Here is a 15,273-nt window from a genome sequence, read left to right on the forward strand (position 1 = left end):
AATCTACAATTTAAAAATAAAAATAAAATAAAAAAAGAAAACCCAAAATCCATATAAAATGAATTCAAGTTTCTTACTTAAGTGAAGCTATCCACATTAAAAGTCGAAGAGCCAAACAAAAAGAGGCTGGGATAAAATTAAAATCATAGACTTTTCGTCCTTATAGTGTACGTCCCTTGTGAGCCGTGGGACCATTGAAAGCCAAGGTCTTTCAATTTGAAATCAAGCCAAGGTCTCGATTTCATCCACTTTCACGTCTAAGGAACGACACTTTCAATCCTTTAATACCTGTCCCCATGATATATTTCAATCAAAATTTATAAGAATTTTTTTAAAGTAAAAGGCGTACACAACTTTTATTAAGAATTGTGTACGCCTTTTTAGAGGCCATTTGTCCCAGCCTCTTTCCTTATTAGAAGCGTAAGATGTTTAAACCATTTGAGGCAAGTTGTAAGACCACTACGCCAATCAAGACTGAGAATGAAACGCCACCGATTGATGGAATTAAATTGTCAAAGAATGATAGGTATGGGTATGCTAGACGTTCGATTAGTTGACCAAATCGTGAGTCACGCGCACCTGGGAACCAAGATAGTAAGGCATACACGACTAGGACTAGTGTGTAGACATAAATCAAATCTTGTAAAATATTTACTAGACTATTCACGTTATTCACCTTCTCTTTCCCAGATATTGTTACGTTCTCTTGAGGCCTTGCTACCATGATTATTGGTATATTCCTCGTACAAGCCTTCGATATGCACTGTTTCTGGTACAGCGATGAACACATCGCTTGCGACACGTTGCAAATCACCATTGATGGCATAGACAACGCCAGTCATATAGTCAACAAAACGACGCGCGTCATCGTCAGACATTTGCGCCAAGTTTAAGACTACAGATTTACCTGCTAGTAAAGATTGGCTAATTCGTTCTGCTTCTGCAAAGATACGTGGTTTAAATACCTCAACAGTTGCTGAATTTTTGCGTGTTTCATTCAAATTCACCACGTTGTTACGGTTCGCATCGTTTGCCATTACTTTATTTTGCTCCTTCGTTGCTTGTTGTGTATTTACTTGTTTTTCTACGATTGGTGCTGTGTAAGTTGGTTCTTGTGAATAGCTAGCTTGATCTTCTACGCCATCATTTTCTTCGAACGCTTCATATTCATCATCGTAGTTTTCGTCATCATTTCCAAATATATTGGAAAAAAAGTCTTTCATGGCCATGCTAGGTTCCTCCGTTTATTCTGCGTCTGTCTTAAAAAATGCTGAACCAATGCGGACGAAATCTGCACCTTCCTCAATAGCAATTGCATAGTCACCTGACATACCCATACTTAAGTGTTGGCATGGTGCATATGGTTTTGCCATCGCTTGCACTTGGTCACGTAATAAACGTAATTGTCCAAAGTATGTGTGTAATGCAGTTTCATCGGCATCAATTGGTGCCATCGTCATTAAGCCGACAATTTCAATTTTATCGTATGCTGCGATTGCATCCACAAAGGCATTTAATTCTTCTGGTGCGATCCCGTGTTTTGCTTCTTCACCTGACACATTGACTTGCACAAAACATTTAATGACATGGTCCGCGCGTTTATTGATTTCTTTCGCTAGTTTCAACCGATCTAAAGCATGAAAGTATGCAACTTGATTGATTACATCTTTTACTTTTCGGGTTTGAAGTGTACCAATCAGATGCCATTCAATATCATCAGGCATTGCTGGCATTTTTTCAAATAAGCCTTCGGGACGATTTTCTGCAAAGTTTCTAACACCTGCATCATAGACTGCCATGGCTTCATCTACTGAATGATACTTAGAAACACAAATCAGCGTCACATCATTTGATGATAACGCTGATGCTTTTTGTGCATTCACAATATTGCATTCAATAGACTGCAAATTATCGCTTATGGTCATATTAACGACGACGCTTTCTGAAGAAAGGTGGTGTATCTAATTCATCATCATCTGATGCATTTGATAAGAAGTCATTGTTAGGTGTAGTGTCTTCGAAACGGCTACGAGAAGAACGGTTTGTATCTTCGTAACGGCTGTTGTCGAAGTCGTTGAACACGTCACGTGTTTCTTCTTGACGTCGTTCTGGTACTTGTTTTTCTTTAAAGTTTTCTGGTTGGTTAGCGAAGTCACGATCTGTGCTAGTTTGTTGGAAAGCTGAATGGCCTCCATTGCGTTTTGCACGTTTTTCATCGCGACGTTTTTCAGTATCGATACCTGTTGCGATAACAGTAACGATTACTTCATCTTCTAATGATTCGTCAATTGTTGTACCGAAGATGATGTTTACTTCTGATGAAGAAGCAGCAGCTACGATATCAGCAGCGTCTTGAGCTTCGAATAAAGTCAAGTCGTCGCCACCTTTGATGTTCAATAGGATTTGTTCTGCACCATCGATAGATACTTCTAATAATGGAGAAGAAATTGCTTTCTTAGTTGCTTCAGCAGTACGGTTTTCACCAGTACCTGAACCAATACCCATTAAAGCTGTACCTTGGTCAGCCATTACTGTACGAACATCAGCAAAGTCCAAGTTAACGTAACCAGGAGCTGTAATCAAGTCTGAGATACCTTGAACACCTTGACGTAATACGTTATCAGCTTCACCAAATGCTTCACGCATAGGTGTCTTTTTGTCAACGATTTCTAATAAACGGTTGTTTGAGATTGTTACTAAAGTATCAACGTGTTGTTTCATTTCAGCGATACCTTGAGCAGCTGAGCGACCACGTTTAGGTCCTTCAAAAGTGAATGGACGAGTCACAACACCAACAGTTAACGCACCGATTTCTTCTTTTGCAATGCGGGCAACGATTGGTGCAGCACCTGTACCGGTACCACCACCCATACCAGCAGTGATGAAGATTAAGTCCGCACCTTGTAAAGCTTCACGAATTTGATCTTCTGATTCTTCAGCAGCCTTCGCACCAACTTCTGGTTGTGCACCTGCACCTAAACCGCGAGTTGATTTAGGGCCAAGTTGAATTTTAACATCAGCTTTTGAGTTTTTTAGGGCTTGGGTATCTGTATTAGCAACGATAAATTCAACGCCACGTACGTTTTCTTCAATCATACGGTTAACTGCGTTGTTACCACCACCACCAACACCAACCACCTTAATGGTAGCGTTGTTCATATCCATGTTGTCGTATTCGAATTCCATATCCATCTTATATCCTCCTGGTAATTATATTAGGCAAAAAAGTCTTTGAAGAATTTTTTAATTTTATCAACTGAGCTTTCTTCTTCTGACTCAGTGTCGTTGTATTCATCTTGATATTGGTTCGCTTGCGCATCACCATAATAGTCTTGTTGTTGATTTGCAGCTGGCACGCTAGGCGCTTCAGTTACTTTATCATCTTTTACTTGGCTATAATAGTCAACTGATTCAACTGTTTGTCGAACCGCTGGCGCTGGTTGCGCTTGAGCTTTCGCAGGACTAGCAACTTGTTTATCATTATCTTGCGCAAGGTGATGAATATCATCAAGTTGTGCTACATATTGAATTAAACCAATAGCTGTTGTATAGATTGGATTACGTAATCCAACGTATTCAGGAATATAGTAACGAACATCATGTTCAAATACTTCTTCAGCTAAGTCAAGTACACCTGGTAGTGATGCTGCCCCACCGGTAACAATAATGCCACCTGGTAAAGCAAATGCTTCGATTTTCTTAAGAGGTTTTTTCAAGGTTTCAAAGATTTGACGTTCACGTGCTTCAATAATTTCAGCAAGATAATGTTCGTCTACACGTTCTGGATTTACTTTCCCAATTGTTTCAACAGGGAAGAATTCAGATTCGCTTGTGTCTTTTGGTAATGCATAACCATATTCTAATTTAATTTGTTCTGCATTTTCAATTGACGTATTTAAAATTGTTGAAATGTCTTTGGTGACTAATTCCCCACCTTCGTGGTCAACTGTCGCAAATTTTAATAAGTCATCATGGAAAACTGAAACACTTGTTTGTCCACCACCCATGTCTACTAAAATTGTACCAAATTCACGTTCACTTTGGCTCATTGCTGCATAAGCATTCGCGTAAGATTGAACAACTAGTTCTTTAATGTTTAATCCGGCCATTGACACACAACGACGAATGTTATGTACAAGTGTTTTAGGACCTGTAATTAGATTTGCGTATAATTCAAGACGTACACCAATCATTCCGCGTGGATCTTTGATGTTGTCGAAGCCATCGACGATAAATTCTTCTGGCATTACTGAAATAATTTCTCTTTCAGCTGGGACTGAACGAACTTTCGCTGCTGCGAGTACGTTTTTCACGTCTTTGTCGGTAATTTCTCTGTTTTCTGTTGAAACAGCGATCATTCCATAGCAAGGTTCGATATTTACTTGATTGCTTGGAACCCCCACGATTACGTCTGTAATAGTGTGATTAGATTTCTTTTCCGCTTTTTGAATTGCACGTTTGATAGACGCAACCGTCTTATCAATATCCACAATCACTCCGCGACTTAACCCTTGTGAGCGTTCGTGACCTACTCCAATAACATTTATCTGTTGGTTTACATATTCTGCAACTACTACTTTTATTGAAGTGGTTCCAATATCTAAACTTGCAAAAATCTCTGGCTGAACCATGTTTATTGAAACCTCCTAGAAAATTAAATATTTAATCGTATCGTTATTATTTTAACATAGACAATATTATTTACCAATGAAAATCCCGATATGTTGGGATGTAAATTTTAAGATACTTTTCATAATTCACAAGGATGATGCCGTTTTCCACAAATCTATTGCTCATTTGCCTACTAACCACCATCAATTTGTCATTATGCCTCGTCTATTCATCACTCACTGCTTGACTCCGACTTTCTACTGTACTTGAAGTAGACGTTGAACTTACGCCAGCTGCTGCATCCACTGCGCTCGTTGATGAACTGCTTGCTGCAGATGTTTCGGCACTTGATTCAGTAGCTGAACTACTTGAGCTTGTTGCACCACTAGAAACTGCTTCTGCACTAAGCGCTGACGATGAAGACTCACTAGTCGCTGATGATTCAGCTGCTACAGACTCTTCATAAGCTTTCTTATCTTCCTCCGAAGCGTATGGGTTGTTCCCGGCATTCAGTTCCGTGAAATAAATAGCCACTTCCATATCAATCAGACCAGTTTGTCCATCTAATTGCTTAAGGATACCATTATAATAACTCATTCGTTCACCAATTGAACTAATAAAGCCTATGACAACATTTCCGTCCACCATTTGCAAGGCAATCCGATCATCATTCGTATCGTCACCCATATAGCTCACGTAATCAATCTGTTGAATAATATCATCCGGCAGACTCGCAATCGCTTCCACAGTCTCAGTCGTTTTCGCCCGTACCTGCTCATTGCCTATATCAAAACCTTCAAATAGAGGCAATTCCTTCTCAAGATTTGCAATCGGCGTATCCAATATTTGATCATTCTCTAGTAATGGGTAAAAGAAGTCAGCATTTTTAATATAACCAATTTGTCTGAACGGCGTCACTTTCACAATAACCTGGTTGTAATTATCAATCTCGACAACGGCTGATTTGATTGAAGCATTCTGGTTCATAATCGATTTTTCAACTTGTGTCGTCTTGTGGCCCAGTTGGAAGACTGACATATTCGTTTTTAACGGTGCCAAGTTCAATTTCGCTTCCTTCTTGTCCACACCCTCTACCGTGATAGAAGACACACGATTGAGTGGTGAGACGAAATAAGCGGAGATCATAAAAGCAACGATGAATGGCGCCAACAGTAAGAATCGTTTGCGCCATGGAATCGTTTGTTTATCCCTGCTTGTGGATTTATGCATGTGATTGCCCTTATCCGTATTTTGCGACGTTTGCCTATCTTTCTTAACAAAAAGCTTGGGCACTTTTACGCCTCGGATTGTTTTCTTGGATGCTGAAGTTTTTGATGCCTTTTCTGAATCAACAATGTGGTTATTGTGGTCATTCGCTTGAGACGATGAACTTCGTGGCGGCTGATTTTGCTTGGACCGGTTTTTCGTGTTGCTAGGTCGTGGACGCTTGGACTTGTCGGGGAATGTTGCATTATTTTGCATGCCCTTTGCTTCCTCAAGTCGCTTCATTTTCGCTATACGCTCTTTGTGTCTTAGTTCGCGTAATTTTTTGTTATGTTCATATTGTCTTTGTTCATCCAAATCCATTTAGCCGCCTCCTTTCTCTTTGGATATGTGACCTATTCTCTGAAATAAGTCATACTTTCAATCTACCTGTGACCTATTCTCTAAAATAAGTCACACTTCCAATTTCATTTATTTTTGAATAATATTCTCGATGACTTGAATTAATCGATCCCCTGCATCTGGCACGCCTTGTTTCATGGCGTTATCAGCAATTTTGTCTCGTTCTAAATCGTTAGCCATTAAATCATCAATGGCTGCAAGGAAGTCTGTCACATTTAAATCATCTTCTAAAATCATTTCCGCACCATGGTGTTTCACCAATGAGCGAGCATTCATTTCTTGATGATTGGCCGTAACATTTGGACTAGGAATCAAGATAGATGGTGTACCCAAGGCTGTTAATTCAGTCATTGTAGTTGCACCAGAACGGCTGACAACTAGGTCTATCGTCTTAAATAAAGCTGGCATATTGTTGATATAAGAAACAATACGGACATTGTCCCATTCATTGAAATCAGCAAAGGCTTCTTCAAATTCTTGAATGTATGCATCGCCTGTTGCAATTAAGACTTGATACTCTTTTTGGATAAATGCAGGAATCGCCTGTTTCACTGTTTGATTAATCTTCAAGGCACCACGTGATCCACCAAAAATTAACACAGTTGGTTTATCGTTTTTCAAACCATATTCGCTCAGGTCAGCTTTAGCTGTGATATTCGCTACTTCTTGAGCACGAGGGTTACCAGTAAAGACGACTTTATCGCTATAGCGTTTAAAATCTTTGCGGACATCTTCAAAACAGATGGCAATCTTGTTCATAAATGGTGCCAAGAATTTGTTGGTCATACCTGCAACTGAGTTTTGTTCATGAATGATACTCGGCACACCCAAACGGCTAGCTGCATATAATACAGGGGCACATACATAGCCACCAGTACCAATCGCAACATCCGGATTAAAGGCGCGCACAATTTGCTTGGCTTTACGGATTGAATCGAACATGTAGTAGACAGTTCGCGCATTATCTAATGAAAAAGATCGTTTAATCCCTTGAATTTGAATGGTTTTGAAATCTAAACCTTCTGCCGGCACGATTTTTGATTCCAAGCCGCCTTGGGTACCCACATAAAGAAATTCTGCATCTGGGTACTTGGCTAAAATTTGTTTTCGTAAGGCAAGTGCTGGGTAGATATGTCCACCCGTACCCCCACCTGAAAGTAAAATACGCATAATTTGCTCCTTTATGTGCCCTGTCTTATAGACTGTCTGGGTTAGCTAAGGCTTCGATAGCCTTGATGTAACGGTCTCCACGGTTTTCAAAGTTTGGATATTGATCCCATGATGCTGAGGCTGGTGATAATAAAATAATATCCCCTTCGTTAGAAAGGTCTAGTGCTTTTTGAACAGCATCTTCAATCCATTCAGCTTTAGCAATTGCTGTGATGCCTTTTGCTTGGCCTAATGCTTGGAACTTCTCAGCTGATTCACCAGAAAGGACCATAGCATGCACCTTATCCATATGTGCTCCTAATTCGTCGATGGTGTTACCGCGGTCTAAACCACCTGCTAACCATACAACGCGATCGTTTGGTCCCATAAATGAATCTAAGGCTGTAATCGTCGCATCGTTATTGGTTGCTTTTGAGTCATTGTAAAAACGACGACCGTCGATTTCAGCGACAAATTGCAGACGATGTTTCACCCCATGGAATTGTGCGAGGCCTGCTTTAATGTCTTCGTTAGATACGCCTAATAATTTTCCAACAGCCATTGTCACTAACATGTTCTCCACATTGTGGTTACCTGGCAGCAATAAATCACGACGGTCTAGGACAACTTCCTCATGCCACATGAATTTTTCAGTTGCTTGGTCATACCATGCCCCATCAATTTGTTGACTAGTTGAAGAGAACGGTACGATTGTTGCATTTGTTTGACGTTCACCAAATACAGATTTTTGGTCGGCATTCAAGATTAAATAATCTTCACTTGTTTGGTTAGCGGTAATACGCCATTTAGCTGAAATATATTCTTCCATTGAACCATGGTAATCTAAATGGGCACCATAGATATTGGTGATGGCTGCAATATGTGGTTTGAATTCGCTAGCCCCCATCAATTGGAATGAAGACAATTCTAAGATTAGACGATCAGCTTCGCTCGCTTGACTAGCAATGTCTAATGACGGGATCCCAATGTTACCACCCACGAAGCTTTGTCCTTCAAGGTTGCTTGCGTGCGATAACATTTCACCAACTAAGCTAGTGGTCGTTGTTTTCCCATTTGATCCTGTGATCCCAATAATTGTTGCGTCAGTCATCTTATCTGCTAATTCAACGTCTGTGTATACTGGTAGGCCAATTTCTAAGGCACGTACGACCATGGGATTCGTATAAGGAATTCCAGGATTCTTCACCATAAAAGCAAAATCTTCATCAAGTAGGGAAACCGGATGTGATCCAGCAACGACACGCGCATTATTTTCGTCGATTAATGACTGTGCTTCTTTATTCTCATCTAAGGGTTTAAAGTCGTTAACAGTAACGATTGCACCTAAAGCTTGTAGATGTTTCACGACAGATACGCCTGTTTTGGCTAAGCCTAATACTAAAATTTTCTTGTTTCGAATTGATTCACGCCATTCAGCTGCTTGCATGTTGATTTCCCCTTTTTGTAAATTTGATTATTTAAATAGTAAAATGCCAATAAGTGCTGCAATTAGACCAACGATCCAGAAGACAATATCGACCTTCCATTCGCTCCAACCAATCATTTCGAAATGATGGTGGATTGGTGACATTTTAAAGACACGTTTACCGGTCAATTTGAATGAAGTTACTTGGATGATAACGCTAGCTGTTTCAATTACATAGACAAGACCAATCAATAATAGTGACCATGGATTGCCTAACATAACTGAAATTACTGCTAACAAGGCACCTAATGATAATGAACCTGCATCACCCATAAAGATTTTGGCAGGTTTACGGTTGAAGAATAGGAAACCTAATAAACCAGCCACGATAGCAATACAGAAGGCACCGATACCTCGTTCTCCCATACTAAAGGCAATAAAGGCATAGCTAGAGAATGAAATCACACCCAGACCGGATGATAAGCCGTCTAAACCATCTGTTAAGTTGAAGGCATTTGAAAAACCTGTAATCCAGATTAGTAAGAAGACGAATACGAATAGGACATGGGTAATACCTGCTGTAAATGGAAACGGAATAGATACATGGAAATGAATGACACGAATGAAGAATACGATTAAAGCCGAACCCACAATTTGTAAAATCAATTTTTGTAGCGATGTTAAGCCTTCATTTTGTTTCTTGAAGATTTTCAAGAAATCGTCAGTGAAACCAATTGCTGCAAAGAAGATCATGGTTGCAACAAGTAACCAAACTTCAGTGTGCCATTCTCCGCTGATTAATGACCAAATCAATAGACCAATAAATGCGGCTGAAAGGAAGACTACGCCACCCATAGCTGGAGTACCAGATTTGGCTTTATGCCATGCTGGTCCCTCATCTCGGGTTACCTGACCAAATTGTTTCTCCCGCATAAATTTGATAAAAAATGGCATCCCGAACAGTGTAAGTACGAGTGTAATAATGAATAGTAGTGACATGTTGTTTCCTTTCTCTTTTTTAAGTTGTAATTTCTGCTATTAACTGCATTAAGACTCCGCTAATTGTAACACAATCTGCTTGTTAGACTGAATAGATTCGCCAACAGCAATTGACTGTCCAACAACTAAACCTTCGCCCTCTAATTTTACTTCAATACCCAATAAGTCAGCTAGTGCCTGACTAGCAGTTGCATTTAAACCTGTAAAATCAGGCATGGTCGGATTAGCATCGTTCGTTAATAAGAAGATTGGTTGTGTAATCGATACAGATTCTTGACCAACCGGTGTTTGACTGAGAATTGTATCCCCATCACCGATGACTTCCAAATTGACGAAGCTGGCATCAGTTAACGTTTGTTGTGCGGTACTCACTGAGGTACCAGATACATCCGGCACAGTTGCCGTTGTCGCTGTTTCCCCGTTTCCTAGGGCATTGTATTCCAATGCTCTCGTTAACAATGGTGTATACATTTGCGTTAGCATTTCGCTAGCCGTTGTTGTTAAATTCTTCGGTTGTTCCGCTGTAATGTATAGAATGTATTGTGGGTCTTCACTCGGCACAAAACCAACAACAGAATATAGATACTTAGTTAAGCCCGCTTCGTATGTATTGGTTTCTTGATTAAATACTTCGGCTGTACCTGTTTTAGCAGATACGGTATAGCCATCTAAGGCATAGGCCGAACCCGTACCGGTATCAGCATAAACAACTGACTGTAAGTATTCCAAGGTTTTAGCTGCTGTTTCCGCTGAGATTGGTGATGAAACTGTTTCCGGTTCGACGACGGTCATTTGACCATCTTCTTCGTATCGGTTCACTAATTGTAGTTTCATCATATCGCCACCATTGGCAATCGCCGTGAAGGCTTGAACCATTTGATATGGGGTGACATATATCCCTTGACCGAAACCAGTCGTAATTTTGTCCGCTTCATATTCGTAGTTCATAGAACCAGCAACTTCATTGGCGAAGCCTGATCCCGTCTCTTGTAGCAAGCCAAATTCACGGATATATTTCTCCCAGACGTCATAGCCCATTTCACCAACTAAGTGAATCATCAAGGTATTAGATGATTGTGACAATCCTTCTAGTTCCGTGATAACACCCCAACCAACACCGTTATAATCGGCAATGGTGCTGTCACCCATGGTCACTGGAGATGAATCATAGAAAGCATTAGGGTCAAAAACACCCTCTTGGATGGCTGCTGCAACCGTTAGAACCTTGATGGTTGATCCAGGTTCATAGGCACGTTCCACAAGGAGGTTTTGCCACATATCCTCGATACCATCTTTGGTCTCTAAGTTAAAAGTAGGTCTTTGAGAGGCAGCGACAATCGCACCTGTCTTTGGATTCACTAACATGGCCGTCATGGTTGATGGTTGATATTCCTCATAAACTTGGGTCATTAAGGTTTCTAAATATGTTTGTAGTCGTGAATCCAATGTTAGATAAACATCTGATCCATCAACTGGTTCTTCAAGCACTTCTTTTGTGCCAGATAATTCATAGTTATAAGAATTGGATTGGTAAGATTTACGACCATTCGTTCCTTTTAACACTTCGTCTAGAGATAACTCAAGTCCCATTTGCCCAGTCAGACGACTGTCAATTGCCGTACCTGCTTCTAGGTACTCGGCATAGCCAATTAAATGAGATGCAAAGACACCGTTTGGATATAAACGGGTTGGAGATTTAGTAAACATGATACCTGGTAGGTTTTGGTCATCGATAGCTTTCATTTCAGCATAGGTTAGGTTTTGACCTGCTGTACCAAACTCTACTTGGGCAGCATCTTCTGAGTTTAACGTTTTTAGAATATCCGCCTCAGGCATATCGATGTATTGGCTCAAGGTTTTAGCTGTTTTTTCTTTATCTACTACATATTGTGGTTCATCTGACTCCTCAGACCATTGATCCGTTAAAACGGCATACAACGAATAAGAAGTAGCATCCATTGCCAGCGTGTTGCCACCTACATCATAGATGGTGCCACGTTGTGCTGACAATATGCTACTTCTATCATATAGTTCTTGGGCTCGAGCAGACAAATCTTGGTTGTTCGAGGTCCCAAGTACCATTATCTCAGTAAGTCGGAAAATAAATATGATGAGTAAAAGAACTGCTAAAAGAGCCGTAGTCATAATAGATTTTCTACGATTTTTTTGGAGTTTTTTACTTTCTTTCATTATTCAACATTCCTTATATTTTCTTCACCCATTGTTAACCCTTGTTCTCCCGCAATTTCCATAATACGTGAGTAAGTAGATAGTTCATGAACTTCTTGGGTTAGGTTTTCCTTCTCCACCTGTAACTCTTGTACCTCAGCCTGCTTGTCTTGTAATTGTTGTGAGGTTGCACTAACATTGGCACGCATAATAACCAGGCCTAAAACGGTCGCAATCATCACACCAAAAGCTGTGATAATGGCCATTTTTTGACGTAAAGTGATGGAGCGGTCAACTTTTACTTTGGTCTTCGTTTTCGTTGTTGTATGTGGAAGACTAGCAGGAATTGCAGACATTGCAACGTGTGCTTTTTGTGTTTGTTCTTTCGGATATGTCGCCGGGACATTGGGAATTGCTTTCTCAGCCGGCATTGCTAGTTTTTCCATATTTAAGCGGTCTTTTAGGATAAATATCGCCATAAAAACTGCTCCCTCCTCTATTATTGGCGTTTTTCTTATTTAATACGTTCAATAATGCGAAGTTTTGCACTCTGTGCGCGAGAATTATTTGCTAATTCTTCTTCACTTGCATAAATTGGTTTTCGGTTGACTAGTTTAAAAGGTGCTTCAATTTCAGCATTGATGACAGGCAAGTTGGCCGGTAATTCTTCACCAGTTGAGGCATCTTTGTACATTTGTTTTACGATACGGTCTTCTAAAGATTGGAAGGAAATCGTTGAAATACGTCCACCCACATTTAGCAAAGTTAAGGCTTGTTCGATAGAATCTTCGATAGCACCTAATTCGTCATTTACTGCAATACGTACGGCTTGGAATACCCGTTTTGCTGGGTGTCCCCCTTTTCGGCGTGCCGGTGCAGGAATGGCTTCTTTAATGATATCTACAAGTTCTTCTGTACGTACAATTCGGTGGTCTGCACGACGTTGTTCAATTTTACGTGCAATTTGTTTCGAGAATTTTTCTTCCCCGTAGCGGTAAAAAATACGGACTAAATCACTATAGTCCCATTCATTAATAATGACTTCTGCAGTCAATTCTTGCGTTTGGTCCATTCTCATGTCTAATGGCGCATCTTGATGGTATGAAAAACCACGTTCGATTTCGTCCAGTTGCGGTGAGCTCACCCCAAGATCATAGAGAATACCGTCAACGCCAGTAATACCCAATTTTTCTAATTCAGCGCGAATATGACGGAAATTATTATGTACTAGTGTGACTTTGCCGGAAGCAATTTCATTTGCTAGTTTTTCCTTTGCATTGGCAATTGCCACCAAATCTTGATCAAAGGCTATTAAACGACCTTGATCAGATAAAGCTTCTACAATTTTAGTGCTGTGTCCAGCACCACCCAAAGTACAATCAACATAAATACCGTCTGGTTTGATTGCTAAGCCGTCTACTGATTCGTTTAATAACACTGAGATGTGATGGAATTCTTTCGCCATTTGTGCGCTTACCTCTTCTTTTATCTTTCTTTCACGATGTTCAAGTCAATTAAAAATATTTTTGTTTTTTTATAATCCGAAGTCCATCATATCTTCCGCAATTTCTTCAAATTTCTCTTCAATTTCTGAAGAAGCATTTTCCCATTTTTCCTTAGACCAAATTTCAATTCGATCAGATACACCTAGAATCAAACACTCTTTATCAAGATCAGCATATGAAACTAAGGTAGTGGGGATATTGATACGACCTTGTTTATCAACCTCAACTTCCGCCGCTGCTGAATAAAAGAATCGGGTAAAAGCACGCGCTTCTTTCTTCGCTAAAGGCAGTTGTTTCAGCTTTTCTTGGATCTTTTCCCAATTATCTAAAGGATAGCCAAATACACATCCATCTAAACCACGTGTAATCACGAATTGGTTGCCCAAGTCATCACGCAATTTTGCTGGAATGATGATACGCCCCTTGGCGTCGATATTATGTTGAAATTCTCCCATTAACATCTTTTCATCACCCTCTGTGCCTAACTTTAACCTTTATTAGTTTAAGTCTACCATATTCCCCCACTTTGCACCACAAATCCCCAAAAATTTGCTATTTTTTTATAAATTTGGTATTCACAGGTGGAAAAGGTTCGTTTTATCCACAAAAAAAAGACAGGCCCAAACTGGCCTATCCACATCATAAGCATATATATCTTTGTTTTGGTGATAAGACAAAAGAATAACATAATTGGTTTGCGTCTTTATAGTGTATGATTCATAAAAGCTCTTGCACCTACCGTCAGAAGTTTTAAAGAAACCCTATAGCCATTTTTTCAACATATATCTAAATTTACTAAACTAGCTATGAAAACATTGTACAGAAAAGACTGGCACCTAATGTACCAATCTTCAGCCGTGATATTTATTGTAAAGTAGCTGTCACTACTTGGAAAATGCGAACGAGTGTGGCGATAGCATATGCACCAAATGCCAAACAGAATAGTATGTTGGATAACTTGCGTGCCATTTTCCCCAGATGAATGGGCTCATTTTGTATAAATTGCATTACCAATAAAATAATCGCAATTAAAGAGAAAACCATTATTACGTGCGCAACCCACGAAAAACTAGACACATAAGTTGATATAAAGTGAAGGCAGACCAGTAAAATTGGCTGCACAGGATCTACTGAGGCTAATTTTACATTGCCAACAAGCAAATACCGTTTCCCAAAGTTGTGAACGAGTACGAGGCTAATGATTGGTAATACATATAAAAGAATTTCGCTCCATTTAAAAGCCATTGTAGACTACCTTTCCTATAAATCTTATTTATTAATCTTAGCTAAGAAGTTATGAAATGTCTAGTAAAGATTGTGGAAACAGCGCTACCGACCATTTCATTGATGGGAGCGCATTTGAATAAAGTTGCTCTGCCCTTTTGCAATCAACAGATATGAAAAGGAGCTGAGATTTAGCCGTCAAGACGTTTGGACAAAGTGCTTACACCCTCTTTTGCTGTATTTATGAATAGGTTCTCTTTTATCGCATCTAACCGCTCTGGTTGGCATAATATACCCATTGCTGAGCATTGTTGCATATTTTTGCGAGATTGTTTATATCAGGTTTAAATTAGATGAAAACTGGAAACCAGAACGGCTTTTGCGTATATTTATGAGAAAAAATGAAACGCAAAACACCCTGAACGTTGTTTTTTTTAAAATAATGAACGTTCAGCCCCTTGTGTGGCGCAAAATTTCTCATTTTTGAAACCAAAACCTTCTGAAGTTTTCATTTTGGTTATTTAACGATGTATATATACAATCCTAAACAAGCCGGACAAAAAG

14 protein-coding genes are annotated in these 15,273 nt (G+C 39.7%); all 14 read right to left on the minus strand.

Features of this window, described 5'->3' with window-relative positions; genetic code table 11:
- Positions 1–412 precede the first annotated feature (412 nt).
- Positions 413–667 (minus strand): YggT family protein, encoded by a 255-nt coding sequence (locus tag B9P78_RS07420; RefSeq protein ID WP_233487784.1) that lies wholly within the window; start codon positions 665–667, stop codon positions 413–415.
- A 1-nt stretch (position 668) separates the two neighbouring features.
- Complete coding sequence (locus B9P78_RS07425; RefSeq protein WP_094518859.1) at positions 669–1,229, minus strand: cell division protein SepF; 561 nt, start codon at positions 1,227–1,229, stop codon at positions 669–671.
- Between the two features lie 15 nt (positions 1,230–1,244).
- A complete protein-coding gene (locus tag B9P78_RS07430; RefSeq protein WP_094518860.1) occupies positions 1,245–1,925 on the minus strand; it encodes a YggS family pyridoxal phosphate-dependent enzyme in 681 nt (226 codons plus the stop codon).
- Position 1,926: 1 nt separating this feature from the next.
- Positions 1,927–3,192 (minus strand): cell division protein FtsZ, encoded by a 1,266-nt coding sequence (ftsZ, locus tag B9P78_RS07435; RefSeq protein ID WP_094518861.1) that lies wholly within the window; start codon positions 3,190–3,192, stop codon positions 1,927–1,929.
- Positions 3,193–3,215: 23 nt separating this feature from the next.
- Positions 3,216–4,631 (minus strand): cell division protein FtsA, encoded by a 1,416-nt coding sequence (ftsA, locus tag B9P78_RS07440; RefSeq protein ID WP_094518862.1) that lies wholly within the window; start codon positions 4,629–4,631, stop codon positions 3,216–3,218.
- A 205-nt stretch (positions 4,632–4,836) separates the two neighbouring features.
- Positions 4,837–6,198, minus strand: a complete 1,362-nt coding sequence (locus tag B9P78_RS07445) for a cell division protein FtsQ/DivIB (RefSeq protein WP_094518863.1) — start codon at positions 6,196–6,198, stop codon at positions 4,837–4,839.
- 108 nt (positions 6,199–6,306) lie between these two features.
- Positions 6,307–7,407, minus strand: coding sequence for an undecaprenyldiphospho-muramoylpentapeptide beta-N-acetylglucosaminyltransferase (gene murG, locus B9P78_RS07450; RefSeq protein WP_094518864.1), 1,101 nt, complete (start codon positions 7,405–7,407; stop codon positions 6,307–6,309).
- A 25-nt stretch (positions 7,408–7,432) separates the two neighbouring features.
- Positions 7,433–8,833, minus strand: a complete 1,401-nt coding sequence (gene murD / locus B9P78_RS07455; protein ID WP_094518865.1) for a UDP-N-acetylmuramoyl-L-alanine--D-glutamate ligase — start codon at positions 8,831–8,833, stop codon at positions 7,433–7,435.
- A 27-nt stretch (positions 8,834–8,860) separates the two neighbouring features.
- Complete coding sequence (gene mraY / locus B9P78_RS07460; RefSeq protein ID WP_094518866.1) at positions 8,861–9,811, minus strand: phospho-N-acetylmuramoyl-pentapeptide-transferase; 951 nt, start codon at positions 9,809–9,811, stop codon at positions 8,861–8,863.
- Positions 9,812–9,859: 48 nt separating this feature from the next.
- On the minus strand, positions 9,860–12,001 hold the full coding sequence (locus tag B9P78_RS07465) for a penicillin-binding protein (RefSeq protein ID WP_094518867.1): 2,142 nt from the start codon (positions 11,999–12,001) through the stop codon (positions 9,860–9,862).
- Entirely contained in the window at positions 12,001–12,459 is a 459-nt protein-coding gene (gene ftsL, locus B9P78_RS07470) for a cell division protein FtsL (RefSeq protein ID WP_094518868.1), read from the minus strand. The genes B9P78_RS07465 and ftsL overlap by 1 nt, the downstream gene beginning before the upstream one ends.
- A 35-nt stretch (positions 12,460–12,494) precedes the next feature.
- Entirely contained in the window at positions 12,495–13,445 is a 951-nt protein-coding gene (gene rsmH, locus B9P78_RS07475; RefSeq protein ID WP_094518869.1) for a 16S rRNA (cytosine(1402)-N(4))-methyltransferase RsmH, read from the minus strand.
- 69 nt (positions 13,446–13,514) lie between these two features.
- A complete protein-coding gene (gene mraZ / locus B9P78_RS07480) occupies positions 13,515–13,946 on the minus strand; it encodes a division/cell wall cluster transcriptional repressor MraZ (protein ID WP_094518870.1) in 432 nt (143 codons plus the stop codon).
- Between the two features lie 403 nt (positions 13,947–14,349).
- A complete protein-coding gene (locus B9P78_RS07485) occupies positions 14,350–14,730 on the minus strand; it encodes a DUF3397 family protein (protein WP_094518871.1) in 381 nt (126 codons plus the stop codon).
- Positions 14,731–15,273 lie beyond the last annotated feature (543 nt).

Source organism: Aerococcus sp. 1KP-2016 (assembly GCF_002252085.1).
In the GTDB taxonomy this organism is placed as follows: Bacteria; Bacillota; Bacilli; order Lactobacillales; family Aerococcaceae; genus Aerococcus.

Coding starts and splice junctions, on each gene's coding strand:
- murD (WP_094518865.1), bottom strand. CDS start 8,833: ATGCAAGCAGCTGAATGGCGTGAATCAATTCGAAACAAGAAAATTTTA.
- mraZ (WP_094518870.1), bottom strand. CDS start 13,946: ATGTTAATGGGAGAATTTCAACATAATATCGACGCCAAGGGGCGTATC.
- B9P78_RS07430 (WP_094518860.1), bottom strand. CDS start 1,925: ATGACCATAAGCGATAATTTGCAGTCTATTGAATGCAATATTGTGAAT.
- B9P78_RS07445 (WP_094518863.1), bottom strand. CDS start 6,198: ATGGATTTGGATGAACAAAGACAATATGAACATAACAAAAAATTACGC.
- B9P78_RS07425 (WP_094518859.1), bottom strand. CDS start 1,229: ATGGCCATGAAAGACTTTTTTTCCAATATATTTGGAAATGATGACGAA.
- B9P78_RS07465 (WP_094518867.1), bottom strand. CDS start 12,001: ATGAAAGAAAGTAAAAAACTCCAAAAAAATCGTAGAAAATCTATTATG.
- B9P78_RS07485 (WP_094518871.1), bottom strand. CDS start 14,730: ATGGCTTTTAAATGGAGCGAAATTCTTTTATATGTATTACCAATCATT.
- ftsZ (WP_094518861.1), bottom strand. CDS start 3,192: ATGGATATGGAATTCGAATACGACAACATGGATATGAACAACGCTACC.
- ftsL (WP_094518868.1), bottom strand. CDS start 12,459: ATGGCGATATTTATCCTAAAAGACCGCTTAAATATGGAAAAACTAGCA.
- mraY (WP_094518866.1), bottom strand. CDS start 9,811: ATGTCACTACTATTCATTATTACACTCGTACTTACACTGTTCGGGATG.
- rsmH (WP_094518869.1), bottom strand. CDS start 13,445: ATGGCGAAAGAATTCCATCACATCTCAGTGTTATTAAACGAATCAGTA.
- murG (WP_094518864.1), bottom strand. CDS start 7,407: ATGCGTATTTTACTTTCAGGTGGGGGTACGGGTGGACATATCTACCCA.
- ftsA (WP_094518862.1), bottom strand. CDS start 4,631: ATGGTTCAGCCAGAGATTTTTGCAAGTTTAGATATTGGAACCACTTCA.